Source organism: Archangium primigenium (assembly GCF_016904885.1).
GTDB classification, from domain to species: Bacteria; Myxococcota; Myxococcia; order Myxococcales; family Myxococcaceae; genus Cystobacter; species Cystobacter primigenius.
In genome coordinates this window covers 4,519,902-4,541,028 of the sequence record NZ_JADWYI010000001.1, presented here as the reverse complement: position 1 = coordinate 4,541,028, position 21,127 = coordinate 4,519,902, and the positions used below count along the sequence as shown (strand labels likewise).

Here is a 21,127-nt window from a genome sequence, read left to right as displayed (position 1 = left end):
CGATTTCACGCCCGTCCCGGAGCGCCCAGTCGCTCCAGGATGCGGTCCGCCGACTCGCTGTCGTGGCTCACGTCCGCCACCGCCGAGCGGTAGTCCATGCCCGTCTTCTTCTCGACATCCGGCAGCAGCCGGCTGATGGCGTTGCGTGCCGCTTCAACATTGCACTCCGGCAGGATGACACCGAGCACCCCGTCGCCCAGGTGGCCGAGCAGATCCTGGGTGCGCAGGCGCGCGCGCATCACGTCCGGCAGGCCGAGCAGGGCCTCGTCCATCACGGGGCGATCCGGGCGGAGCACCGCGAGGCTCACCGGTCGGCTGTAGCGTCGGCCCCGGCTCACCTCGTGCTCCAGGCGCAGGAGCAGGCCGCGACGATCATAGAGGCCGGTGATGGGATCGTTGCCGCTGCGGCGCGTGACGGACGAGGTGCGCTCCAGCTCCGGCTCGGCCTTCTTGAGCTTGAGGGCGCGCTCGGTGCGCACGAGCAGCTCCATCGCGTTGAAGGGCTTGCTCATGTAGTCCACGGCCCCGAGGTTGAGCGCGCGCACCTTGTCGGCCACGCCCTGGTGGGCCGAGAGCAGGATGACGGGAATGCCCGCCGTGTCCGAGGAGGACTTGAGGGCCACGGCGGCATCCAGGCCGTCGAGCTTGGGCAGGAACACGTCCATCACCACCAGGTCCGGCTTGCCCGAGCGGGCCCGCGCCAGACCCTCGGCGCCATCGCGCGCCACGTCCACGCGGTAGCGCGAGCGCAGCACCTCCACCAGCACCGCGGCGATCTCCGGCTCGTCCTCCACCACCAGGACCCGTGGCTGCTCGGTCGTGTCCTTGTTGGGCAGGTTCTGCACGGCGCGGCTGACTTCCTGCGCCAGCGGCAGGGTGAAGATGAAGGCGGCGCCCCCCTCCGGCGGAGCCTCGGCCCAGATCTCCCCGCCGTGCAGCTCCACGAACTCCTTGCAGATGGCCAGACCCAGGCCCGTGCCGCCCCCCGCCTTGGCGCCGCTGCGGTAGCGGTCGAACACCAGGGGCAGCTCCTCCGGGGGAATGCCCTTGCCGTCGTCCTGCACCACGATGCGCGCCACGTCGCCGTCCGGCCGCGCCAGCCGCGAGGTGCGCACCACCACCTGACCCGCGTCCTTCGCGTGGTGGATGGCGTTGGTGATGAGGTTCTGCAGCACCTCGTGCAGCTTGAGCTCGTCGCCGATGAGCATCATGCGCTCGGTGGCATCCGCGCGCAGCGACACGCCCCGCTCGGCGGCGAGGATCTCCAACTCCGTGACGCTCTCCTTGCACAGGACCGAGATGTCCAGCACGCGCGGCTCGATGGACAGGCGCGCCACGTCGCCCTTGCCCCGCTCCAGCAGCGACTCCACCAGGCTGAGGATCTTCCGGCCCTGGCGGATCATCGCCTCGGCCGACTGCTTCTGCAGCGCGTCCAGCTCGCCTTCCAGCAGCAGCCGGCCATGGCCCAGCAGCACCTGCAGGGGCGCGCGCAGATCATGGCTGCACACGGCGATGATCTCGTCCTTGAGCCGGTTGAGATCCTTGAGCCGACGGTTGGCCTCGGACAGCTCGCGGTAGCGCTCCACGTACGCGAGCTCCAACTCGTCGCGCTTCCTCTTGAGCGCGGTGTGCATGCGCGCGTTGCGGATGCAGTTGGCCAGCGCCGCGCCCACCGCCTGGGCGAACTCCTGCTCGTCGCGGTTGAAGCCCTCCGAGCCGTGGGAGATGCGCAGGAAGAGCGCGCCGAGCAGCTCGTCATGGCACACCAGGGGCTGCACGAGGATGGAGCGCACCCCGAGCGAGGTGATGGCCGGGCGCACCTCGGCCATGAGCGGATCCTCCTGCGCCTCCTCCACCAGCACCTGCTTGCGCGTCTCCAGGGCGCGGCGCAGCTCGGGATAGCGCGCCAGGTCCATGTCCAGCGACAGGCCCGGGCTCTCCATGGTCGCCACCACGGTCACCGAGGTCGCGTTGCCGTCCTCCACCAGCACCACCGAGCAGCGGTCCGCGTTGATGACCGCGCCCACCTTCTCCACCGCGAGCCGGAGGATCTCCTCCAGCTCGAGCGAGCTCGTGGCGGCCTGGGTGATCTCCAACAGCCGCTGCATGCGGTTGCGCGTGCGCTCCATCAGCCGCCGCTCGCGCAGCGCGGAGTCCAGCCGCGTGGAGAGCTCCTCCAGGCTGCGCACCCAGTCGTCCGCGGGCAGCTTGCGCAGGGACTCCGAGCGCGAGCGCGTCAGGTCCGCCAGCACGCGCAGTTCACGCAGCAGGGGCTCGCGGCGCACGGCCTCGAGCGCCTCGAGGGCCTTCTTGCCAGTGGCCGACACCAGCACGGCGTCCGGCCGGGCCGACTCCGCCAGGCGCGTCAGCTCCTGGAGATCCTCGGTGAGTACCCACTGGTAGCCCACGTGCGACAGGTGGGCGAGCAGCACCTGATTGGCCTCGCGCGCGCCGATCACCAGCACGCAACCGCGCGACCCCGCGAGCTCCGCCCTCAAGGCGTTCCTCCCAAAGTCCGGACCCGCGATCCAAGCGTGTGAATCGACTGGAGATGTTCCCACGAAGCGTCAGCCATCATGCGCGGCCCGAATCATGCCGTCGAAGTGCTTTGGGGGCCAGCCTGTCCGACGTCCATGGGGTCGTTCTGGCTCTTTCCCCCGCTCTCCGTGCGGGCATCCCGGACCCGTCCGACAAGTTGGTTCTCCTCCCGCTCGCCCACCGCCCTACTTTCGGGGTGGGCCCGCGCCAGCCTACCTCACGGAGCCACGCGTCTCGCGCACCCGGAGCGCGGCGCCCCGTTATGATGCCGGGACATGACCGTCCCGGCGTCCGAGGAGAAAGCGAAGCAGCAGGAGAGCCCCGTCGGACACGGCATGGACTGGCTCCTGGGCGGAGGCGAGATGGGCGCGCTCATCCGCTCCATGGACTGGTCGCGCACCCCCCTCGGTCCCGTCGAGCGCTGGCCCCAGAGTCTCCGCACCACGGTGAGCCTCTGTCTGTCCTCCACCTTCCCCATCCTCATCGCCTGGGGCCCCGAGCGCATCCAGATCTACAACGACACCTACCGACCCATTTGCGGTGCAAAGCATCCGCACTCCATGGGCCAGGCCTTCAACGAGTGCTGGGCCTCGGCGCTGCCCGCGGTGGGCTTCGTGGTGGACCGGGCCCAGGCGGGCACCGGCTCCTACCTGGAGAACCTGCCCATGGTGCTCGACCGCCATGGCTACCTCGAGGAGGCCTTCATGACCTTCTCGTTCAGTCCCATCCGGGATGAGTCGGGCAAGGTCGGCGGGCTCTTCCACCCCATCACCGAGACGACCGACCGGATGCTCAGCGCCCGCCGGACCCAGGCGCTGCAACACCTGGCCGCCCGGCTGGGCAATGCGCGCTCCATGCCGGAGCTGGGCGAGCGGCTCACCCAGGTGGGCACCGAGCTGGCGTCCGACCTGCCCTTCCTCCTGCTCTACCAGTTCGACGAGGCGGGCACCCACGCCCAGCTCCTGGGGAGCACGGGGCTCGTGCCGGGCAGCGTGGCCTGCCCCGAGCGCCTCGACCTGGGGCCCGGCGCCATGCCCGTCTGGCCCGTGGACCACGTGCGCGAGAACCGCCAGCGGGAGCGGCTGATGGAGCTCGGCAAGCGCTTCTCCGCCTGGACGTGTGGCCCGCACGAGGAGCCGCCGCACACGGCGATGCTCCTGCCCATCCATCCGGTGGGTGCCCCGGCCCCCACGGGCTGCCTGGTGGCGGGCGTCAGCGTGCGGCGGGCGTTGGACGCGCCGTACCAGACCTTCTACGAGATGCTGGAGACCACGTTCACCAACGCGGTCACCAGCGTGCGCGCCTACGAGGAGGAGCAGAAGCGCGCCGCGGCGCTCGCCGAGCTGGATCGCGCCAAGACGACCTTCTTCTCCAACGTGTCCCACGAGTTCCGCACGCCGCTCACGTTGATGCTCGGCCCGCTGGAGGACTCGCTCACGGACGACGCCGACCCCCTCAGCCCGGGTCAGTCCCAGCGCCAGCAACTCATCCTGCGCAACGGCTCGCGTCTGCTCAAGCTCGTCAACTCCCTGTTGGACTTCTCCCGGATCGAGGCGGGCCGGGTGAAGGCCACCTACCGGCCCACGGATCTCTCGCGCCTCACGGTGGACCTGGCCAGCGCGTTCGAGTCCGCGATGACGCGCGCCGGGCTGCGCTACATCATCACCGTGCCCTCCCTGCCGGAGCCGGTCTACGTGGACCCGGACTTCTGGGAGAAGATCGTCCTCAACCTCATCTCCAACGCCTTCAAGTTCACCCTCCAGGGCGAGGTGGAGGTCCGGCTCACGCGACTGTCCCAGCGCGTGCGGCTCACGGTGCGCGACACCGGCTCGGGCATCCCCGAGTCCGAGCTGCCCCGACTGTTCGAGCGCTTCCACCGCGTGGAGAGCACCCGGGGCCGGACCTACGAGGGCACCGGCATCGGGCTCGCGTTGATCCAGGAGCTCGTGAAGCTGCAGGGGGGCTCCTTCTGGGTGCAGAGCGTGGAGGGCGAGGGCAGCTCCTTCCATGTCGAGGTGCCGCTGGGCCATGCCCACCTGGAGCCCTCGCTCATCGGCGCGGTGAAGCCCCCCACCGCGCCCACCATGACGTCGGCCTTCGTGGAGGAGGCCCTGCGCTGGCTGCCCGATGCACCCGCGGCCGTGCCCCCTGCCGCCCCGGGCGCGGCGCCGCTGCCGCGGGACGCGCGCTCGACCCAGGAGGCCGTGGCGATGCCACAACTCACCCGGCCCACCATCCTCGTCGCCGACGACAACGCGGACATGCGCGGCTACATCAAGTCCCTGCTCGAGCGCGCCAACGACGTGCGGACCGTGGCCGACGGCGAAGCCGCGTACGAGGCGGTGGTGGAGTTCGCCCCCGACCTCATCCTGAGCGACGTGATGATGCCGCGGCTGGATGGCTTCGGCCTGCTCGAGAAACTGCGCGCCGATCCCAGGACGCAGTCCGTGCCCTTCATCCTGCTGTCCGCGCGCGCGGGACCCGAGGCCCGCATCGAGGGGCTCCAGGCCGGCGCGGATGACTACATGGTCAAGCCCTTCAGCGCGCCGGAGCTGCTGGCCCGCATCGACAGCGCCATCCGGCTCGCCCGCGAGCGCACCGCGCGCGAGCGCGCCGCCGACGATCGCGTCAAGCTCGAGCAGCAGCTCATCGGCATCGTCAGCCACGACCTGCGCAGCCCCATCTCCGCCATCCTCATGTCCACGCAGCTGCTGCTGCGCCGGGTGGACCTCGACGAGAAGCTCACCAAGGTGATTGCCCGCATCCAGTCCAGCGCCGAGCGCACCAACCGGATGATCCGCGACCTGCTCGACTTCACGCAGGCCCGGCTGGGCGGCGGCCTGCGGGTGGAGCGGGCCCCGGCCGCCCTCGAGGACATCGTCTGGCATGCCGTGGAGGAGGTGAAGCTCGCCCATCCCGATCGGGCCATCGCCTTCGAGGCGGGGGAGATGCTCATGGGCGAGTGGGACGGGGATCGCATCGCCCAGATGGTCGTCAACCTGGTGACCAACGCGGTGAAGTACGGCACCCCGGGCAGCGAGGTGCGCGTCCACATCGGCCGGGACGCGGACGCCGCCCTGCTGACGGTGCACAACCAGGGCGAGCCCATTCCCCCGGAGCTGCTGCCCCTGCTCTTCGAGCCCCTGCAGCGGGGCGCGCGGGGCGTGGACAAGACGGGCCGGAGCATTGGCCTGGGGCTCTTCATCGTGGATCAGATCGCCCAGGCCCACGGTGGCACGGTCGGTGTGCGGTCGAACGCCCAGCGAGGCACCACGTTCATGGTCCGGCTGCCGCACGGACGCTGACGCGGCGAGCCCTGACAGGAGCGGGGGCTCCTGACCTAGAGTGGACCCCACCATGTCCTCTCGAACCTTCTCCTGGGCCATCCATGCCCCGGCCCTGCTGCTGACCGGGGTCGCGCTCGCGTGCAACACCCCCCCGCCCATCACCGTCCCGGAGCCTCCCCAGGTCTCGCTCCAGCTCGCGGAGACGAACACCGTGGGCACCCGCTTCAAGTTCGCGGTCAGCACCTCCGGCTGCGATCAGGTGCAGCGGCTGGAGATCTTCGACGACGGCCGGTCCATCAAGGCGGTGCCCTACACGAGCACGCCCACCCAGGTGACGCTGAGCACGGACGAGCTGTCCTACCGCAAGGGCATCTCGGCGCCCCTGTCCCTGAGCGCGACCGTGACCTGCGCGGATGGCCGCACCAACTTCTCCCAGGCGCAGCTGGCCACGTTCTTCCCCGTGGAGGAGGTCGTGGAGCCCTCCTCCAGCACCTCTCAGGTGCTCCCGCCCTACTTCGTCGCCGAGGGCACGGGCAACGACGTGACCTTCATCGGCTGCGCCATGCAGGGCAACGTCGGGGTGCTCTACCGGGTGAAGAAGAGCGACCCCAACAACCCGACGCCCCTGGAGCTGGACTTCCCGTGTGACGCGACCACGCTCATCACGGACCGCAAGCCCGCGCTCACGGGCCTGCGCTGGGTGTGGACGCGGGACCAGGGCGTGCTCGCCATCAAGTCGGACTTCTCCCGCGCCTACTCCTACAAGGGGGCGATCAAGAACGTCGTGGTGGGTCCCGACGGCAGCGCCCTCATCTACGACGTCGTGCAGATGCAGCTCGTCAGCCCCGCGGGCACAGAACTCTGGCGCTCGACCATCACGGGGGACGAGAACTTCCTGCCCGGCACCATCGCCGGCGAGCCCATGGTCCGCACGGGAGGCCTCAGCACGGGCACCATCGTGGTGCCCATCAAGGACGACGACGTCAACGCCACCAACGTCCTGGTCGCCGTGCTGGAGTACAAGTCCGGCAAGCTCACCGCGACCTACACGATGGACGCCCTGTCGCTCGACGCGCCCTTCTGGACGGCGTTCGACGACACGGGCTCGGTGCTGTACCTGGGCACGCAGCAGGGGGACTCGGCCGTCGTCCGGGCGTGCGCTCTGGGCAAGTCCAAGCCGTGCGTGGCCTCCGAGCCGGGGACCCGCTTGTGGATCACCACCCAGGTGCTGCAGGGCCCCCCGGCCGCGTTGATTCCCTACAACAACAACGCGCGCCTGGCCGTCGTCAACGCGAACCAGACCTGGTTCCTCGACGTGCGCAACCTGCCGGGCAACAAGGCCACCCAGGGCGGGGTCGTGAACAAGGATCAGGCGTCCCTCAAGCCCAACGGCGCGCTGGTGGCGCGCTTCGTCCAGCCGGGTCCGGGCAACGCCTTCTACCAGTTCAACAGCGCCATCGGCACGGACGCGACGCCGGACCCCTACCCCGTGGAGATCATGGCCACGGAGGAAGCGGAGAAGGGCCTCCTCTTCCGCTACCAGGTGCAGGGCGACAGCCTCTACGGCGCGGTGGACGACTCGGGGGCGCTCTGGATGCGCGTGGGCCGCAAGCTCGTCAAGCCGCTGCCGCTCGCGCGCTACCGGCAGCTGCGCGAGAAGCCCTGAGCCCCCCCGCCCCTCGCCTCACCGGGTGGACGGGGAGCCATCGACGACCGGCGAGGGCCCCGCGAAGGGAAGCCCCTCGGTCTGGGTCGTCAAGGGCCCCTGCCCCGTCCACCCGAGCAATCCCGTGGCGGACTTGATGAGGTAGTGCACCGGCTCGCCACCGCGCTCGGGCACCGACGCGGCCAGCACCTCGATGGTCGTTCCGGGCGCCAGGTTGGCGATCGCCGTCGTGTCCTCGCGGCTGTGGGCGAGCGGAAAGCTCTGCTTCACCCGGGCCAGCTTGCCCACGTAGTAGAGGGGCTGGGGCACGCGCCGCACCGACCACGTCTTGCGGTCCAGCGCGTACTTCTCCGTGCGGTTCCAGAAGCCCATCCAGATCTGCGACAGGACGATGCCGTTGCCCTTCACCTCGCCCAGGGAATGGACCTCGCCCAGGGGCTTGATCGCCTTGCCGTCGAAGCCGAAGAGGAAGATGCGCTTGTCGCCATCGGTGAAGCCGGACGACACGGCCACCTCCTTCCACTTGTCGCCCCCCTCCAAGAGATCCACGACGTCCAGGGCGCCGCCCTGAAGTCCGGTCTCCGGCGAGGCGAAGGTGGCGCCGCCCACCTGGAGCGTGAAGGAGCCCTTGTCCTCGTGCCATTTGAGGGTGACGGCCTCGGGCTTGCCATCCCCGTCCAGGTCCACCTTCCGGTTCATCGCGGGCTCTGCGGCCCAGGCCGGGACGGAGCACAGCACGGCGGAGAACAAGGCCAGGAGTCGGGCTTTCATGGAGGGACCTCGGGACGTGAAGAGGACGGGCCCATGGTAATCACGCCCCGGCGGTGCGTGCGGGGTGCCTTCCCCGCGGATGATGGCGCCCCTACAGTGGATGGCCCATGGGCCCAGGAGAGATGAAGTGGGGGTGACGAATGTGGTGTTCGATTTCGACGGAACGCTGGTCGACTCACGCGCGGTCGCCATCCGCATCTACAACACGATCGCCGAGCGCGAGGGGTATGCCCTCCTGAAGGCCGAGCAGTTGGAGGAGCTCCGCGGCCTGTCCCTGCGCGAGCGGTGCACGCGCATGGGGGTGTCGCCGCTGCGCCTGCCGGGGCTGGTGACCCGGGTGCTCAAGGACTACCGCGGTGTCGTCCACGAACTCGCCCTGCACGAGGGCATCGTCGAGGTGCTCCAGCGGCTGCGCGAGCGGGGGCTGCGCTTGAGCATCCTGTCCACCAACGACGAGGCGAACATCCGCGCCGTCCTCGAGCGGCATGGGCTCGCGGACTGGGTGGCCGGCATCCACAGCAGCAACCGCGTGTTCGGCAAGGCCCGGCTCTTGCGCGGCCTGATGAAGCGCGACGGGCTGTCGCGCGAGGAGCTCGTCTACGTGGGCGACGAGTGCCGGGACGTGGAGGCCTGCAAGGAAGCGGGCGTGAGGGTCATCGCCGTGCGGTGGGGGTATGACGCCCCCGCGCTGCTCGAGCGGGCCGGACCGGATGCGCTCGTGGAGCACCCGGCGGAGCTGCCCGCGTGCCTGGAGCGCCTGGCCGCGTGAGCGGGCCTCAGGCCTTGTCGGCGACGAGCAGGGCCTCGACGTTGCCCGCGGGGCCCGGGACGGTGGAGTCCATGATGCCCCGCACGGCGAGCCCCTGGGCGCGCACGAAGGCGGACACGGCGTCGATGGCCTCCTGGCGCGCGGCCACGTCCCGCACCACGCCGCCCTTGCCCACCCGGTCCGGGCCTACCTCGAACTGCGGCTTCACCAGCGCCACCAGCAAGCCCCCGGCCTTGATGAAGGGCAGCACCGCGGGGAGCACCTGCGTGAGGGAGATGAAGCTCACGTCGATGACCACCACGTCCACGGGCTCGGGCAGATCCTCGGCCGTGAGGTAGCGGGCGTTGACGCGCTCGCGCGAGCGCACGCGCGGGTCCGTGCGCATCTTCTCGTGGAGCTGGCCGTAGCCCACGTCGATGGCATGCACCCGCACGGCGCCCTCCTGCAAGAGGCAGTCGGTGAAGCCCCCGGTGCTCGCGCCGATGTCCGCCGCCACCCGGCCGCGCATGTCCAGGCCGAAGCGCTCGATGGCGGCCTTGAGCTTCAAGCCGCCTCGGGACACGTACGGGAGGACCTCGCCCTTGAGCCGCAGCTCCGCCTCCACCGCCACCAGCGAGCCGGGCTTGTCCACCCGCTGGTCCCCCACCACCACCTGGCCGGCGAGGATGAGCGCCTGGGCCTTGGTGCGCGACTCGGCGAGCCCCCGCTCGACCACGAGCACGTCGAGCCGTTCCTTGCGCGGCTTCATGAGGCCCGCTCCTCGGCGAGCAGCGCCAGGGCCGCCTGGCGGAACCCCGCGGCGTCCAGGCCCAGCTCGGCCCGTTGGACGCGCGCGTCGCCGTGCGGCACGAAGGTGTCCGGCAGGCCCAGCAACGTCACCCGGGCGGACACCCGCCGCGCCGCGAGCAGCTCCAGCACCGCGCCGCCCAGGCCTCCGTGCGTCGTCCCCTCCTCGGCCACCACCAGATGGCCGCACGCGGCGGCCTCCAACACCGCCGCTTCGTCCAGCGGGGACACGACCCGCGCGTCCAGCACGCTCCAGTCCGGCTCCTCCGCGGCGGCCTCCCAGGCCGACAGGGCGAAGGGCCCGAGGGTGATGAACGTCAGGCGGGCCCGGGGCGCCCGCTTCACCCAGCGCGCGCCCGTCACCCGCTCGTGCGAGGCCCCGAGCGACTCGGGCAGGGACTCGGGCAGCGTGCCCCGGGGAAACCGGATGAGGCTGGGGCCGTCCAGGGCCAGGGCGGTGGCGATCATCCCCGGCAGATCCTCCCCCGTCACCGGCGCCAGGAGGGCGAGCCCGGGAACGGGCCGCAGCGAGGCCACGTCGTAGGCGCCCTGGTGCGTGGCGCCATCCGCGCCGACGAGCCCCGCGCGATCCACGGCGAAGAGCACCGGCAGCCCGGGCAGGCACACGTCGTGGATGATCTGATCGTACGCGCGCTGCAGGAAGGTGGAGTAGATGGCGCACACCGGCCGGAGCCCCGTGGCGGCCAGTCCGGCGCAGAAGGTGACGGCGTGCTGCTCGGCGATGCCCACGTCGAAGACGCGCTCGGGGTAGCGCCGCTGCAAGGCCACCAGCGCGCTGCCCTCCAGCATGGCGGGCGTCACCACCACCACGCGGGCGTCGCGGGCCATGAGCGTGTCCAGCTCGCTGGCGAAGGCCTCGCTGAAGGTGCGGTGGCCGCCGCGCGAGCGCACGAGCTTGCCGTCCCGCCACTCGTAGGGCCCCATGGCGTGGCCGCGCGTGCGCAGATCCTCCTCGGCCGGGGGAAAGCCCCGGCCCTTCTGGGTGAGCGCGTGCACCACCACGGGCCGGGACGAGGCCCGCGCCTCGCCGAGCACCCGCAGGAGCGTGCCCAGGTCATGTCCGTCCACGGGCCCGAGGTAGGCGAAGCCCAGGCCCTCGAAGAAGCCCCGGGTCTCGGGCGTGCGCAACAGGGCGGGAATGGCGCCCACGTTGGCCGAGATGGACATCTGGTTGTCGTTGAGCAGCACCACGAGCGGCAGGTGCGTGCCCCCCGTGTTGTTGAGCCCCTCGAAGGTGAGCCCTCCGGTGAGCGAGCCGTCGCCCACCACCGCCACCACGTGGCCGGGCAGGCCGCGCAGGCGCCGGCCCTGGAGCATGCCGAGCCCCGCGGAGACGGCGGTGCTGGCGTGACCGGCGGCCAGGGCGTCGTAGGGGCTCTCGCGCGGATCCAGGAAGGGCGCGATGCCCCCCGCCTGGCGCAGCGAGTCCATGCGCTCGCGCCGCCCGGTGAGCAGCTTGTGGGCGTACGTCTGGTGCCCCACGTCGAAGACGAGCGCGTCCTCGGGCGTGTGGAAGACGCGGTGCAGGGCGACGATGAGCTCCACCGCGCCGAGCGAGGCCCCGAGATGGCCGCCCACGCGGCCACACACGGAGACGATGTCCTCGCGCAGCTCCTCGCACAGGCGGGGCAGCTCGGACTCGGGCAGCGCCCGGACGTCCTGGGGCGACTGGATGCGCGGCAGGAGCCGCTCCGTCACGAGGTGCGCTCCACCGAGTAGCGCGCGAGCGCCGCCAGCGGACCGTCCTTGCCCTCCAGGGGCGCCACCGCGTCGATGGCCTCGGCCACCTTGCGCGCCGCGAGCTGACGGGACTCCTCGAGCCCCAGCACCGCGGGGAAGGTGAAGCGCCCCGCGGCGGCATCCGCGCCCACGGGCTTGCCGAGCGAGGACGCATCCCCCGTGACGTCCAGCACGTCATCGGCGATCTGGAAGGCGAGCCCTACCGCGTCCCCGTAGGTGTCCGCGCGGCGCAGCGCGTCCTCTCCGCCGCCGGCCGCGAGCACGCCCATGCGGCACGCGGCGCGGATGAGCGCGCCGGTCTTCAGCCGGTGCATGCGCGTGAGGTAGTCGATGTGGGCGGGGCGATCCTCGGCGATGTCCAGCATCTGCCCGGCCACCATGCCCCACGAGCCCGAGCCCGCGGCGAGCTCGCGGCAGAGCGCGGCCCGCACCGGCTCGGGACCTCCGGCCACCAGGGCGAAGGCGTCGGTGAGCAACGAGTCGCCGGTGAGGATGGCAATGGCCTCGCCGTAGACCTTGTGGTTGGTGGGGCGGCCCCGGCGCAGGTCGTCGTCATCCATGGCCGGCAGGTCGTCATGCACGAGCGAGTAGGTGTGGATGTACTCGAGCGCGCACGCGCAGTCCTCCACCACGCGCGACACGGTGCTCTGCTTGAGCACGGCCTCGGCGAAGCCCAGGCACAGCACCGGCCGCAGCCGCTTGCCGCCCGCCAGCAGCGAGTAGCGCATGGCCTCGAGCAGGCGCGGGGGCACGTGGGCGGCGACTTCCTCGGTGCGCGAGAGCAGCAGGGCTTCCACGCGCTGCTGCTGCGCGTTCAGGTAGGCGTCCAGATTGAAAGAAATCATGTCAGGGCACGTCGGGTGAGGGCGTGGGAATGAGCTGGCGCAACCGGGCGATGAGCGCGTCCAGATCCAGGGGCTTCACGAAATAGTCCGCGGCGCCCACCTCCGCGCCACGACGCTTGTCCTCCGGCTCCCCTCGCCCACTGATGAAGACGATGGGGATGTCGCGGAAGTCCTCGTTCTTCTTCACGGCCTTGCACAGCTCGAAGCCATCGATCCAGGACATGTTCACGTCCATGAGGATGACATCGGGCCGCTTGAGCTGCAGGGAGGCGATCAGCCGCAGGCCGTTGGCGGCGGCGTTGACCTCGAATTCCGATTCGAGGGCGAGCGTGAGCAGCTCCCGGGTGTCGCGATCATCGTCGACGATGGTGACCTTGGGCTTCGACATGGATGGACCGGGCGACCTCTTCCCAAGACAACACTAGAACGGCACGTCGTCCTCGGGAGGTGCGGCATTCCGGGACGCTGGGGCGCTGCTGCGTGATGGAGCGGCCGGGGCGGCGGTCGCGGGCGTGGGCGGCTTCACCCCGGTCTGCAGGGGCACCACCACGTCCTGACCGTCCTGGCTCAACAACTCCTCGATGCGCTTCTCCGCCGCGTTGAGGAGCTGCTCGCCCCGGCGGACCAGCTTGATGCCCTCCTCGAACGATTTGAGCGAGTCCTCGAGCGAGAGGGTCCCGCCCTCCAGCCGGGCCACCATCTCCTCCAGACGCTGCACCACGTCCCCGTACTGCTCGGGAACGTCCTCCGCCGCCTTGCCCCTGCTGTCCTTCGCCACGGCCAGTCCACCTCGAAAAAAAGAGCCGTGGGACTCTAGTGGAGCACCCCCCTGGGGTGCCAGCACAGAGCGGAGGGACACGTCAGCAATCCGTCGGACCCTTCACCGCGGTGACCGTGGCCTCGATTTCCTCGCATGACTGGAGAGTCCGGGCTCCGGCGCTCGCGAAGCGGATGCCGAGCACGTCTCCCGGGACGACATCCGCCACGGAGCGCACCACGCCCCCGTCGCGCCGTCGCAGGGCCACCGCGTAGCCGCGGGACATGACCTTGAGCGGGCTCAGGGCATCCAGCTGTCCGCCGAGCCGCTGGAAGTGGCCCAGGGCATGCGCGAGGGAGTCCTTCTGCAGCGCCACCAGGCGGGTGCGGTGCTCGGTCAGCCGGGCACGCAGCTCCGCCACCCGGGCCATGGGGGACACCCGCTCCAGCCGCAGCCGGGCCTGCGCCGCCTGGGCGCGCCGGGCCGCCACGTCCGCCCGCAGGGCATCCTTGAGACGCGCGGACAACTGCGCCAGCCGCGCCCGCTGCTCGGCGAGCCGGGCCTGGGGCCGCTGCCGCTGCAGGTGATCGCCATGGGCCTTGAGGGTCTCGCGCCGCTGCCGGAGCACCTGCCGCATGGCGCGCGTCATGGCGTCCTCGGCATCCGCCAGGCGCAGCCGCTCGGTGCTCAGCCGCCGACGGGGATCCACCACCCGCGAGCGCAACAGGCCCAGCTCGCTCCGGGCCTCCAGCACCTGCCGCTCGGCGGCCTTGCGCAGGCGCACCGACCAGGTGGCCAGCGTGTACTCCATGTCCTGGAGCACGGGCGCCAGGCGCTCCGCCGCCGCGCTGGGCGTGGGGGCACGCCAGTCCGCCACGAAGTCCGCGATGGTGAAGTCGATCTCATGCCCGATGGCGGAGACGACCGGCACGGGCGAGGCGAAGATGGCGCGCGCCACGCGCTCCTCGTTGAACGTCCAGAGGTCCTCCTTCGAGCCACCGCCCCGCGTGACGACGATGACGTCCACGTCCGTGCGGGCCAGCTGCTCGATGCCGCGCGCCACGTCCTCCGCCGAGCCCTCGCCCTGCACGCGCGCGTCGCGCAGCAACACCGACAGGCGGGGATGCCGGGCGTGCAGCACGCGCAGGAAGTCCTGCAGGGCCGCGCCCGTCCGGCTCGTCACCACGCCGATGCGCCGGGGCACCAGGGGCAGGGGCCGGGGCGCGCGCTTGCGCTTGTCCCCGATGAGCCCCTCCGCGGCGAGCCGCTCCTTGAGCTGCTCGAAGGCGAGCGCCAGCGCGCCCTCCCCCTCCGGCTCCATCTTGAAGGCGATGAGGCTGTAGCGTCCGGCGGGCGCGTACACGTCCACGCTGCCCTCGACCACCAGCGCCAGACCATCGCGCAGGTGGAAGCGCAGCCGCGCCGCCTGCGAGGCCCACATCTTCACGTCGATCGCCGCCTCGGCGTCCTTGAGCGTGAAGTACAGGTGGCCGCGTGCATTGGCGCCCCGGAAGCCGGACACCTCCCCGCGCACCATCACCCGGGGAAAGCGCGACTCGAGCGTCGCCTTGAGCTGCTGGGTGAGCTCCCCCACGCTCAGCACCGTGCGGGTGGGCGCGGCCCGGACGGGCGCCCCCGGCAGGGGGGCGAGCGCCGAGGACACGTCTGGCAGTTCCGCCGGAGGAAGCGGCGCCGGGCGGGCCGGGACGGGCTCGGGTGGCGCCGGCCTGGCCGCCACGCTCTGGCTTGGCGCCCCGAAGAGATCCCCCTGCTCGGCGGGATTCGCCGGCGGGGACTCGGTGGTGCCTCGCCGCTTCTTCATCGCTGGAGCTTCTCGACCCAGACCTTCGCCTTCTGGTGCAGCTCGTCGTCCGGAGGCGTCATGTTCACGACGTCCCGGAACTTGGGCAGGGCATCCTCGGGCGTGCTGTCCTTGATGGCGTAGGCGCTCCAGTAGACGTCCTTGGCCTTGCCGCGCATCTCGGTGACGATGGCGGTGGCGCCCACGTGGGAGGGATCCGCCTGGAGCGCGCGCTGGGCGTTCTCCATGGCGCGGCCCCACTGGCCGGCCACCTTGGCCGAGGACGCCATCTTGTAGAAGAGGTTGGCGGCGCGCTTGCCCGCGTTGCCGATGAGCTTGCTGCCGCGCCCGTTGGTGATCTTCTTGTCCAGATCCATCAGGCGCGACAGGCCCTTCACGTCCAGCTCCTCCACCTTCTTGTAGAGGTTGCCGAAGTCCGTGAGCGACGTCATGAGCGCCTTGCACTGGGGCGCCTTGGCCGCGCAGGCGTTGGCCATGGCCATGGCGCCGTTGAGGTCCCCATCGCGGTAGCGCTCCACGGCCAGGTCCCAGGGCTTGGCGGCGGGCGTCACCACGGGAGGAGGCGGCGGCGCGTCACGGATGCCGATGAGCCGAGCGGCCTGCTCGTTGATGACCTTGGCGTCGCGGTGGTTGGGGTTGGCCACCAGGATGTCGTCGGTGATGGCCTTGGCCTGATCGATCTGCTTCTGCTCCAGCATGCTCAGCGCGTCGCGGGCGCGCTTGTCGGCCTTGTCCTGGAGCGCGCGGCGCAGTTGCGCCATGCTCTCGAAGAGCTGGGTGTCCCGGCTCACCTTGGCGAGCGAGGTGGCGGCCGGGCCGAGCTGATCCTTCTCCAGCGCCGCCTTGGCCGCGTCGATCGCCGCCTGGTTGGGGATCTCCTTCTCGACGCGCGTGAGATAGTCCTGCAGCTGCGGGTGCTCCGGCTGCGCCTCCTGGAGCTCGAGCAGACGCGTCTTGGCATCCGCCCACTTGCCGTCGCGGATGAGGTTCTTGGCGTCCTGGAACATGCCCTCGATCTGCTCGCGCTCTTCCTGGGCGGCCAGCGCCTTGACCTGCGACGCCTCGGCGTCCTGCTGCTGCTGCACCTTGATGGCGATGAGCAGGCCCACGAGCAGCACGAAGACGCCCGCGGAGATGATCACCAAGCGCTTCTTGCGCTTCTGCGCCTCGGGATCCGGCGCCGCGGCGCGCCCGCGCGCCGAGCGGATGCGCCCCTCGGGCCGGGCCGTGGGACGGCGCGGTGCGATGGCCTCACCCGCCCCCGGAGCCTCGTCCTCGGCGGGTGCCGGCGCGGGCGCCGCGGGCGCGGAGCGGCGCGCCGGACGCGAGGCCGGCGCCGGAGGCGGCATCGGCATCATCATCGTGGCGTTGGAGGCGTCGTTGAACGTCAGCTCCGTGTCGCCCAGCGTCAGCACGCTGCCCGAGGACAGGGGCGTCTCGTCGGTGAGCGGCTCGCCGTTGAGCAGGGTGCCGTTGCCCGAGCCGAGATCATTCGCCGTCCAGCCCCCGCCCAGGCGCCGGATGAGCACGTGCTTGCGCGACACCGAGGTGTCCGGGATGCAGATGGGGTTGTCGTTGGAGCGGCCAATGACGTACTCCCCCTCCTCCAGCCCGAACTCCTGTCCCTCGCAAGGACCCGCCGTGCACACCAGCTTGGTGCCCGAGATGGGCAACGTGTCCGGCGCGGACGGGGCCTTCACGGAAGGGCGCTGCCGTGTGACGCCCGCGGGGGGCCCATCCGACGAGGAAGCCGAGGAAGGACGACGGCGAGTGGGGGGAGAACCGTTCGACATGGGGGGTCACCACTTCAGTGAAGCAACGAAGACGAGCCTAGAGCTCGTATTGGTTGGCTTTCTCGATCGACAGATTGTGGCAGCGATGGGAGGGCGTGGGGAAGGTCCGGTTGATGTCCTCCAATACCAGGGCCGCCCGCGTCATGTCCTTGAACTGGATGTTCCGTTGGAAATCCAGCAACAACTGTCCGCACTTGCGGTCCAGCTCCACCGAGATCTCGGCGAGCATGTGGCGGACGTCATCGTAGAGGTCGGGCTTCTCGTCCAGGGCCTCGAGGGTGATCCACGCCGAGCGGTAGTTCTCCCAGGCGAGCAGCAGGTTCTCCGGTCCCACGACCCGGCGGTCATAGTAGCTGCGGGCCCGACGGGCGGTGGTCCGCGCGGCCTCCAGGAGCTCCTGGGGCGGCAGGTTGGGCACGGGGATGACCTCGATGCGCAGGTTCCAGATGCGCCAGCTGTCCTCGCCGGGGGGGTTGCGCACGTTGTCGAAGAGGACCCGGTTGCCCTCGCCCCGCTTGAGCATGCCGGGGGTGAGGATGAGCTGCACCTCGCGCTCGGCGGTGTTGACGGTATCCGGAGGCACCCAGCCCACGTTCACCGCGTTGACCGCGATGGACACCTCGTCCTTGGAGATGCCGCTCGCGTGGTAGCGGATGACCGCCACAGCGCGCGTGGGAGACACGAAGTCGAACGTGAACTCCTTCTCGTTGGGCTGGTTCCAATCCACGCCCTCGCCCAGACCGAAGGAGTCCTTGAGGACCTTGACCGTGAGGTCCACGGGCTCGTCTCCCTTGAAGCGCTGCTCGATCTTCGGCTTGAAGACGATGACCAGCGCCGCGAGCATGCCCACCAGCAGGCCTCCGACCAGCAGGCCCACGATGCTCTTGCCCTTGGCGGACATGTCGCCCCACCACAGCGACAACTGACCGCCCAGCGTCTCGCCCGCCTCGCGGCGGCGGCGGGCCTTGTCGGAAGCGGACAGGGCGGAGCCCGCGTCCGGAGCGGAGGGCCGCGAGGCCAGGGCCCGCCCGCTGGCCGAGGCCTTCACGGGGGCCGACGACGCGGGCTTGGCCGCCTTGACGGGGGCACGAGGCCCGGAGCGGGCCAGCGCCGCGCTCCCCGGAGGCAGCGTCTCCTTGTCGTGCACGGACTCCGTGGAGCGCGAGGGACGCGCGGGCACCTTGGGCGTGGCCTTGGACGGCGGGCGCTCGGGCGCCATGCGGATGACGGTGGCCTCCGACGCGGGCGGCTCGGCCTTGGGCGGGGGGCGCTCGGGCGCCATGCGGATGACGGTGGCCTCCGACGCGGGCGGCTCGTCCTCGGAGGACGGACGCTCCCCGTGCGCCGGGGCCCGGAACACGGCCGTCCGCTCGGACCTGCCCGCGGACTCGGACTCGGGTGGAATCGAATCGGGGTCCGAGGAAGGCGCCAGCATGTCGTCGTCGGTGCCCATCACCGACGGGGCTTCCTGACGACCACCCCGACGCGGGGGTAGCTTGGTGTCTTTCTCGCTCATGGCCGGCCCTGGAAAAAAAAACGGAGCCCACGTGGGAGCGACGTCCCACGTGAGTCCCTTGACGATGATGCGCGTGTCCGGCGTGCGCCTACGCGGAGGCGGTGATGTCGCCGAACATGAACTGGAACACGATCGGCCCGAAGAGCACCAGGAACACTGTGGGGAAGATGCACGCGATGAGCGGGAAGAGCATCTTCACCGGGGCCTCACCCGCCAGCTTCTCGGCGCGCTGGGTGCGGTCGATGCGCAACTGGGTGGACTGGATGCGCAGCACCTTGCCCAGGCTGGTGCCCATCTTGTCCGCCTGCACGAGCGCGGTGACGAACGTGGTGAGCGACGGCAGATCCACACGGGCGATCATCGCCTTGAGGCACTCCTCGCGCGTCTTGCCCATCTTGAGCTGCTTGAGGACGATCTGGAACTCCTCGCGCAGCGGGCCCACCTTGCCCTTCTCCACCACCTTGGCCAGCGCGCCCGTGAAGTCCAGACCGGCTTCCACCGACAGCGTCAGCAGGTCCAGGCTGTAGGGCAGCGCGCGGGAGATCTGCAGGTGGCGCTTCTTCACCTGGTCGTTCACCCAGATAAGCGGGTAGTACATGCCGAAGAGCGCGAACAGCAGCGACCAGGCCAGGTTCTCCCCCACGAAGTTCACCAGGATGAGGCCCATCAGCAGGCCGACCACCGAGGAGACCTCCTGGAGGGCCATGATGTCCTCGGGCTTGAACGCCTGGGGCTCACCCGCCTTGATGAGCTTGCGGCGCATCTTGGACTCGTAGCCCGGCCACATGATGCGGCGGTTCATGGCGCCCAGCTTGCGGATGGCCACCGAGCCCATGCCCGACATGCCACCGGCCGACTCGTCCTGCACCTCGGCCACGAACTGGGAGAAGTAGTTCTGGTAGATGCCGAAGCCGAAGAAGCCCACCGACGCCACGACCATCAGCGCCGAGCCTCCCATCAACGTTTCCGTCAGGATGTCGCTCACGGAGTGTCCTCAGATGTCGATGTTGACGATGCGCCGGATGATGAAGATGCCCAACAGCTCCATGATGGCGATCACGGTGACGAGCACGTAGCCGAACCAGTGGTCCATCATGGGCTCCATCAGGTCGGGGCGCATGTAGTTGAGCACGAGGCCGAGGATGGCCGGCATGGCCGCCACCACCCAGCCCTGCAGCTTGCCCTGGGAGGTGAGCGCGTCGATCTTGCCCTCGAGCCGGAAGCGCTCGCGGATGACGCTGGAGATGGTCTCGAACATCTCCGCCATGTTGCCGCCCAGCTGCCGGGCGATGTTCGTGGCCACCACGACCAGTTCCAGGTCGTCACTGCCCACGCGGCGGCCCATGTTGATGAGGGCCTCTTCCAGCGGCACGCCGAGCTTCACTTCCTTCACGAACAGCCCGAACTCCTGCGACAGGGGCGGCTGTGCCTCACGCGCCACGTGCTCGATGGCCTGGGGGAACGTGAGACCGGCCTTGAAGGCGTTGGCCATGGCCTGCAGCGCGTCCACCAACTGCACGTTGAACTTCTTGATGCGGCGCTTGCGGTAGTGCTTCACCAGGATGATCGGCAGGAAGAAGCCGAAGATCGTGCTGAGCACGCACAGGATGGGGTTGAAGATGATGTACGACAGGATGCCCAACAAACACATGCTGGCGATGTTGAGCACCAGCAACTGACGGGCATCGATGAAGAGGAACATGTCGCTCAAGTCGTTCATCGACTTGACGACGTAGCGCTCCTGGTACTGCTCGTAGGCCTTCGCCAGCACGGTGAAGATCACCAAGCTGAAGAAGAAGACCGATCCGGTGACGAGGAGGAGGACGATTCCGGCCAACATGGGCGAGGACTTCCTTCAGCGGCGGGGGAAGGACAACGACGCGGACGCGCTCAAGGCGACGACGCCGCGCTCTTCTCGGTCGGGTTGCCCTTGATGATCTGGATGATCTCGCGGCGCTTGGCCTCGAGCACGCGCGTGCGCTCACCCGACAGCAGCGTGGTGATGGTGGCGCGACCCCGCTCCTCGATCATGTCCACGTCGTCCTCGTTGCGCAGCGACAGCGTGAGGCTGCCGAGCTCCGCGGCCAGGGTGAGGATCTCCGCCTCCTCGGGGATGACCATGAGCGTGATGTTGTTGTACTCGCGCTGGTTCTCCGGGATGAGGTTGACGTTGGTGGTGCCCGTCACCTTGCCGGTGGCCAGCACGATGACGTTCTGCAGGAGCGTCACCGCCACGTTCTCGTCCGTCTGCGGGTCGCGGAAGGTGCCGATCACGTCCACGTGATCGTTGGGGCGCACCCAGCCGCCCACGGACGTGGTGTTGCGCGCCTCGATGGCGACCGCGCGGACCTTCTTCTGCACCTTGGTGGACAGGCGCTCGGCGGCCTTGGTCGTCTCGAACTGGCTCCAGAGCAGCGCGTCACCCGTCTGCAGCGCCACCAGCACCTTCTGGCCCACCACGTAGTTGGCCGAGTCGGGCTTGACCACCGAGGACGTCACGAACTGCTCGGGGACCTGTCGCTGGCTGATCATGTCGAAGGTGATGACCGTACCCTCGGGGATGTCCTGGGTGGCCACGACCACTGGCACCAGGTTCCAGCCCCTGCGCACATCGGCTTCCTTCTTCTTGATCGCGGACCACGCGATGAGTCCGGCAAGCAGGCCCAGGCCCAATGCGATGAAAAGAGGAGTCTTGCCCTTCAACATGTCTCGAGGACCTCCAACGGAATGGGGGGCGCCCGGGGCGCGGAAGGCTGGATGTGCAGGACGGCGCTGCAAGCTGGGGGCCCGGGGCACCAGCGGCCCGTGATGTTATC

General features: G+C 70.1%; 16 protein-coding genes. 3 read left to right on the top strand and 13 right to left on the bottom strand.

Translation table 11 applies throughout. From position 1 onward, the window contains the following. Window positions 1-5: 5 nt before the first annotated feature. Window positions 6-2,498, bottom strand: a complete 2,493-nt coding sequence (locus tag I3V78_RS18905) for an ATP-binding protein (RefSeq protein ID WP_204489868.1) — start codon at window positions 2,496-2,498, stop codon at window positions 6-8. Between the two features lie 315 nt (window positions 2,499-2,813). Here I3V78_RS18905 and I3V78_RS18900 point away from each other — a divergent pair, with 315 nt between their 5' ends. Together I3V78_RS18900 and I3V78_RS18895 are read left to right on the top strand one after the other, a co-directional pair. After that, window positions 2,814-5,843, top strand: a complete 3,030-nt coding sequence (locus tag I3V78_RS18900; protein WP_239576486.1) for an ATP-binding protein — start codon at window positions 2,814-2,816, stop codon at window positions 5,841-5,843. Between the two features lie 52 nt (window positions 5,844-5,895). Further along, window positions 5,896-7,491, top strand: a complete 1,596-nt coding sequence (locus tag I3V78_RS18895; protein WP_204489867.1) for a hypothetical protein — start codon at window positions 5,896-5,898, stop codon at window positions 7,489-7,491. An 18-nt stretch (window positions 7,492-7,509) separates the two neighbouring features. Here the strand turns inward: I3V78_RS18895 and I3V78_RS18890 are convergent, their stop codons facing one another. Beyond that, entirely contained in the window at window positions 7,510-8,262 is a 753-nt protein-coding gene (locus I3V78_RS18890) for a hypothetical protein (protein ID WP_204489866.1), read from the bottom strand. A gap of 127 nt (window positions 8,263-8,389) precedes the next feature. Between I3V78_RS18890 and I3V78_RS18885 the strand changes: the two genes are divergently transcribed. Then, complete coding sequence (locus I3V78_RS18885; RefSeq protein ID WP_338023659.1) at window positions 8,390-9,031, top strand: HAD hydrolase-like protein; 642 nt, start codon at window positions 8,390-8,392, stop codon at window positions 9,029-9,031. A 7-nt stretch (window positions 9,032-9,038) separates the two neighbouring features. Here I3V78_RS18885 and I3V78_RS18880 read toward each other — a convergent pair whose 3' ends face one another. From I3V78_RS18880 to cpaB, 11 genes are all read right to left on the bottom strand, one after another. Then, a complete protein-coding gene (locus I3V78_RS18880; protein WP_204489864.1) occupies window positions 9,039-9,779 on the bottom strand; it encodes a TlyA family RNA methyltransferase in 741 nt (246 codons plus the stop codon). After that, window positions 9,776-11,536, bottom strand: coding sequence for a 1-deoxy-D-xylulose-5-phosphate synthase (locus tag I3V78_RS18875; protein ID WP_204489863.1), 1,761 nt, complete (start codon window positions 11,534-11,536; stop codon window positions 9,776-9,778). The genes I3V78_RS18880 and I3V78_RS18875 overlap by 4 nt, the downstream gene beginning before the upstream one ends. Next, window positions 11,533-12,423: a polyprenyl synthetase family protein gene (locus I3V78_RS18870; protein ID WP_204489862.1), complete on the bottom strand. Its 891-nt coding sequence runs from the start codon at window positions 12,421-12,423 to the stop codon at window positions 11,533-11,535. The genes I3V78_RS18875 and I3V78_RS18870 overlap by 4 nt, the downstream gene beginning before the upstream one ends. Before the next feature lies 1 nt (window position 12,424). After that, window positions 12,425-12,811 (bottom strand): response regulator, encoded by a 387-nt coding sequence (locus I3V78_RS18865; protein ID WP_204489861.1) that lies wholly within the window; start codon window positions 12,809-12,811, stop codon window positions 12,425-12,427. 33 nt (window positions 12,812-12,844) lie between these two features. Further along, a complete protein-coding gene (gene xseB / locus I3V78_RS18860; RefSeq protein ID WP_239578011.1) occupies window positions 12,845-13,207 on the bottom strand; it encodes an exodeoxyribonuclease VII small subunit in 363 nt (120 codons plus the stop codon). Between the two features lie 76 nt (window positions 13,208-13,283). Next, a complete protein-coding gene (gene xseA, locus I3V78_RS18855) occupies window positions 13,284-15,002 on the bottom strand; it encodes an exodeoxyribonuclease VII large subunit (protein WP_204489859.1) in 1,719 nt (572 codons plus the stop codon). Next, window positions 14,999-16,702, bottom strand: a complete 1,704-nt coding sequence (locus I3V78_RS18850) for an FHA domain-containing protein (protein WP_338023658.1) — start codon at window positions 16,700-16,702, stop codon at window positions 14,999-15,001. Before I3V78_RS18850 ends, xseA begins: the two co-directional genes overlap by 4 nt. Before the next feature lie 130 nt (window positions 16,703-16,832). After that, entirely contained in the window at window positions 16,833-18,248 is a 1,416-nt protein-coding gene (locus tag I3V78_RS18845) for an FHA domain-containing protein (protein WP_204489857.1), read from the bottom strand. A gap of 151 nt (window positions 18,249-18,399) precedes the next feature. Further along, window positions 18,400-19,296, bottom strand: coding sequence for a type II secretion system F family protein (locus I3V78_RS18840; protein WP_204489856.1), 897 nt, complete (start codon window positions 19,294-19,296; stop codon window positions 18,400-18,402). A gap of 9 nt (window positions 19,297-19,305) precedes the next feature. Further along, entirely contained in the window at window positions 19,306-20,151 is an 846-nt protein-coding gene (locus tag I3V78_RS18835) for a type II secretion system F family protein (RefSeq protein ID WP_204489855.1), read from the bottom strand. A gap of 50 nt (window positions 20,152-20,201) precedes the next feature. Then, window positions 20,202-21,017 (bottom strand): Flp pilus assembly protein CpaB, encoded by an 816-nt coding sequence (gene cpaB / locus I3V78_RS18830; RefSeq protein ID WP_204489854.1) that lies wholly within the window; start codon window positions 21,015-21,017, stop codon window positions 20,202-20,204. Window positions 21,018-21,127: the final 110 nt, after the last annotated feature.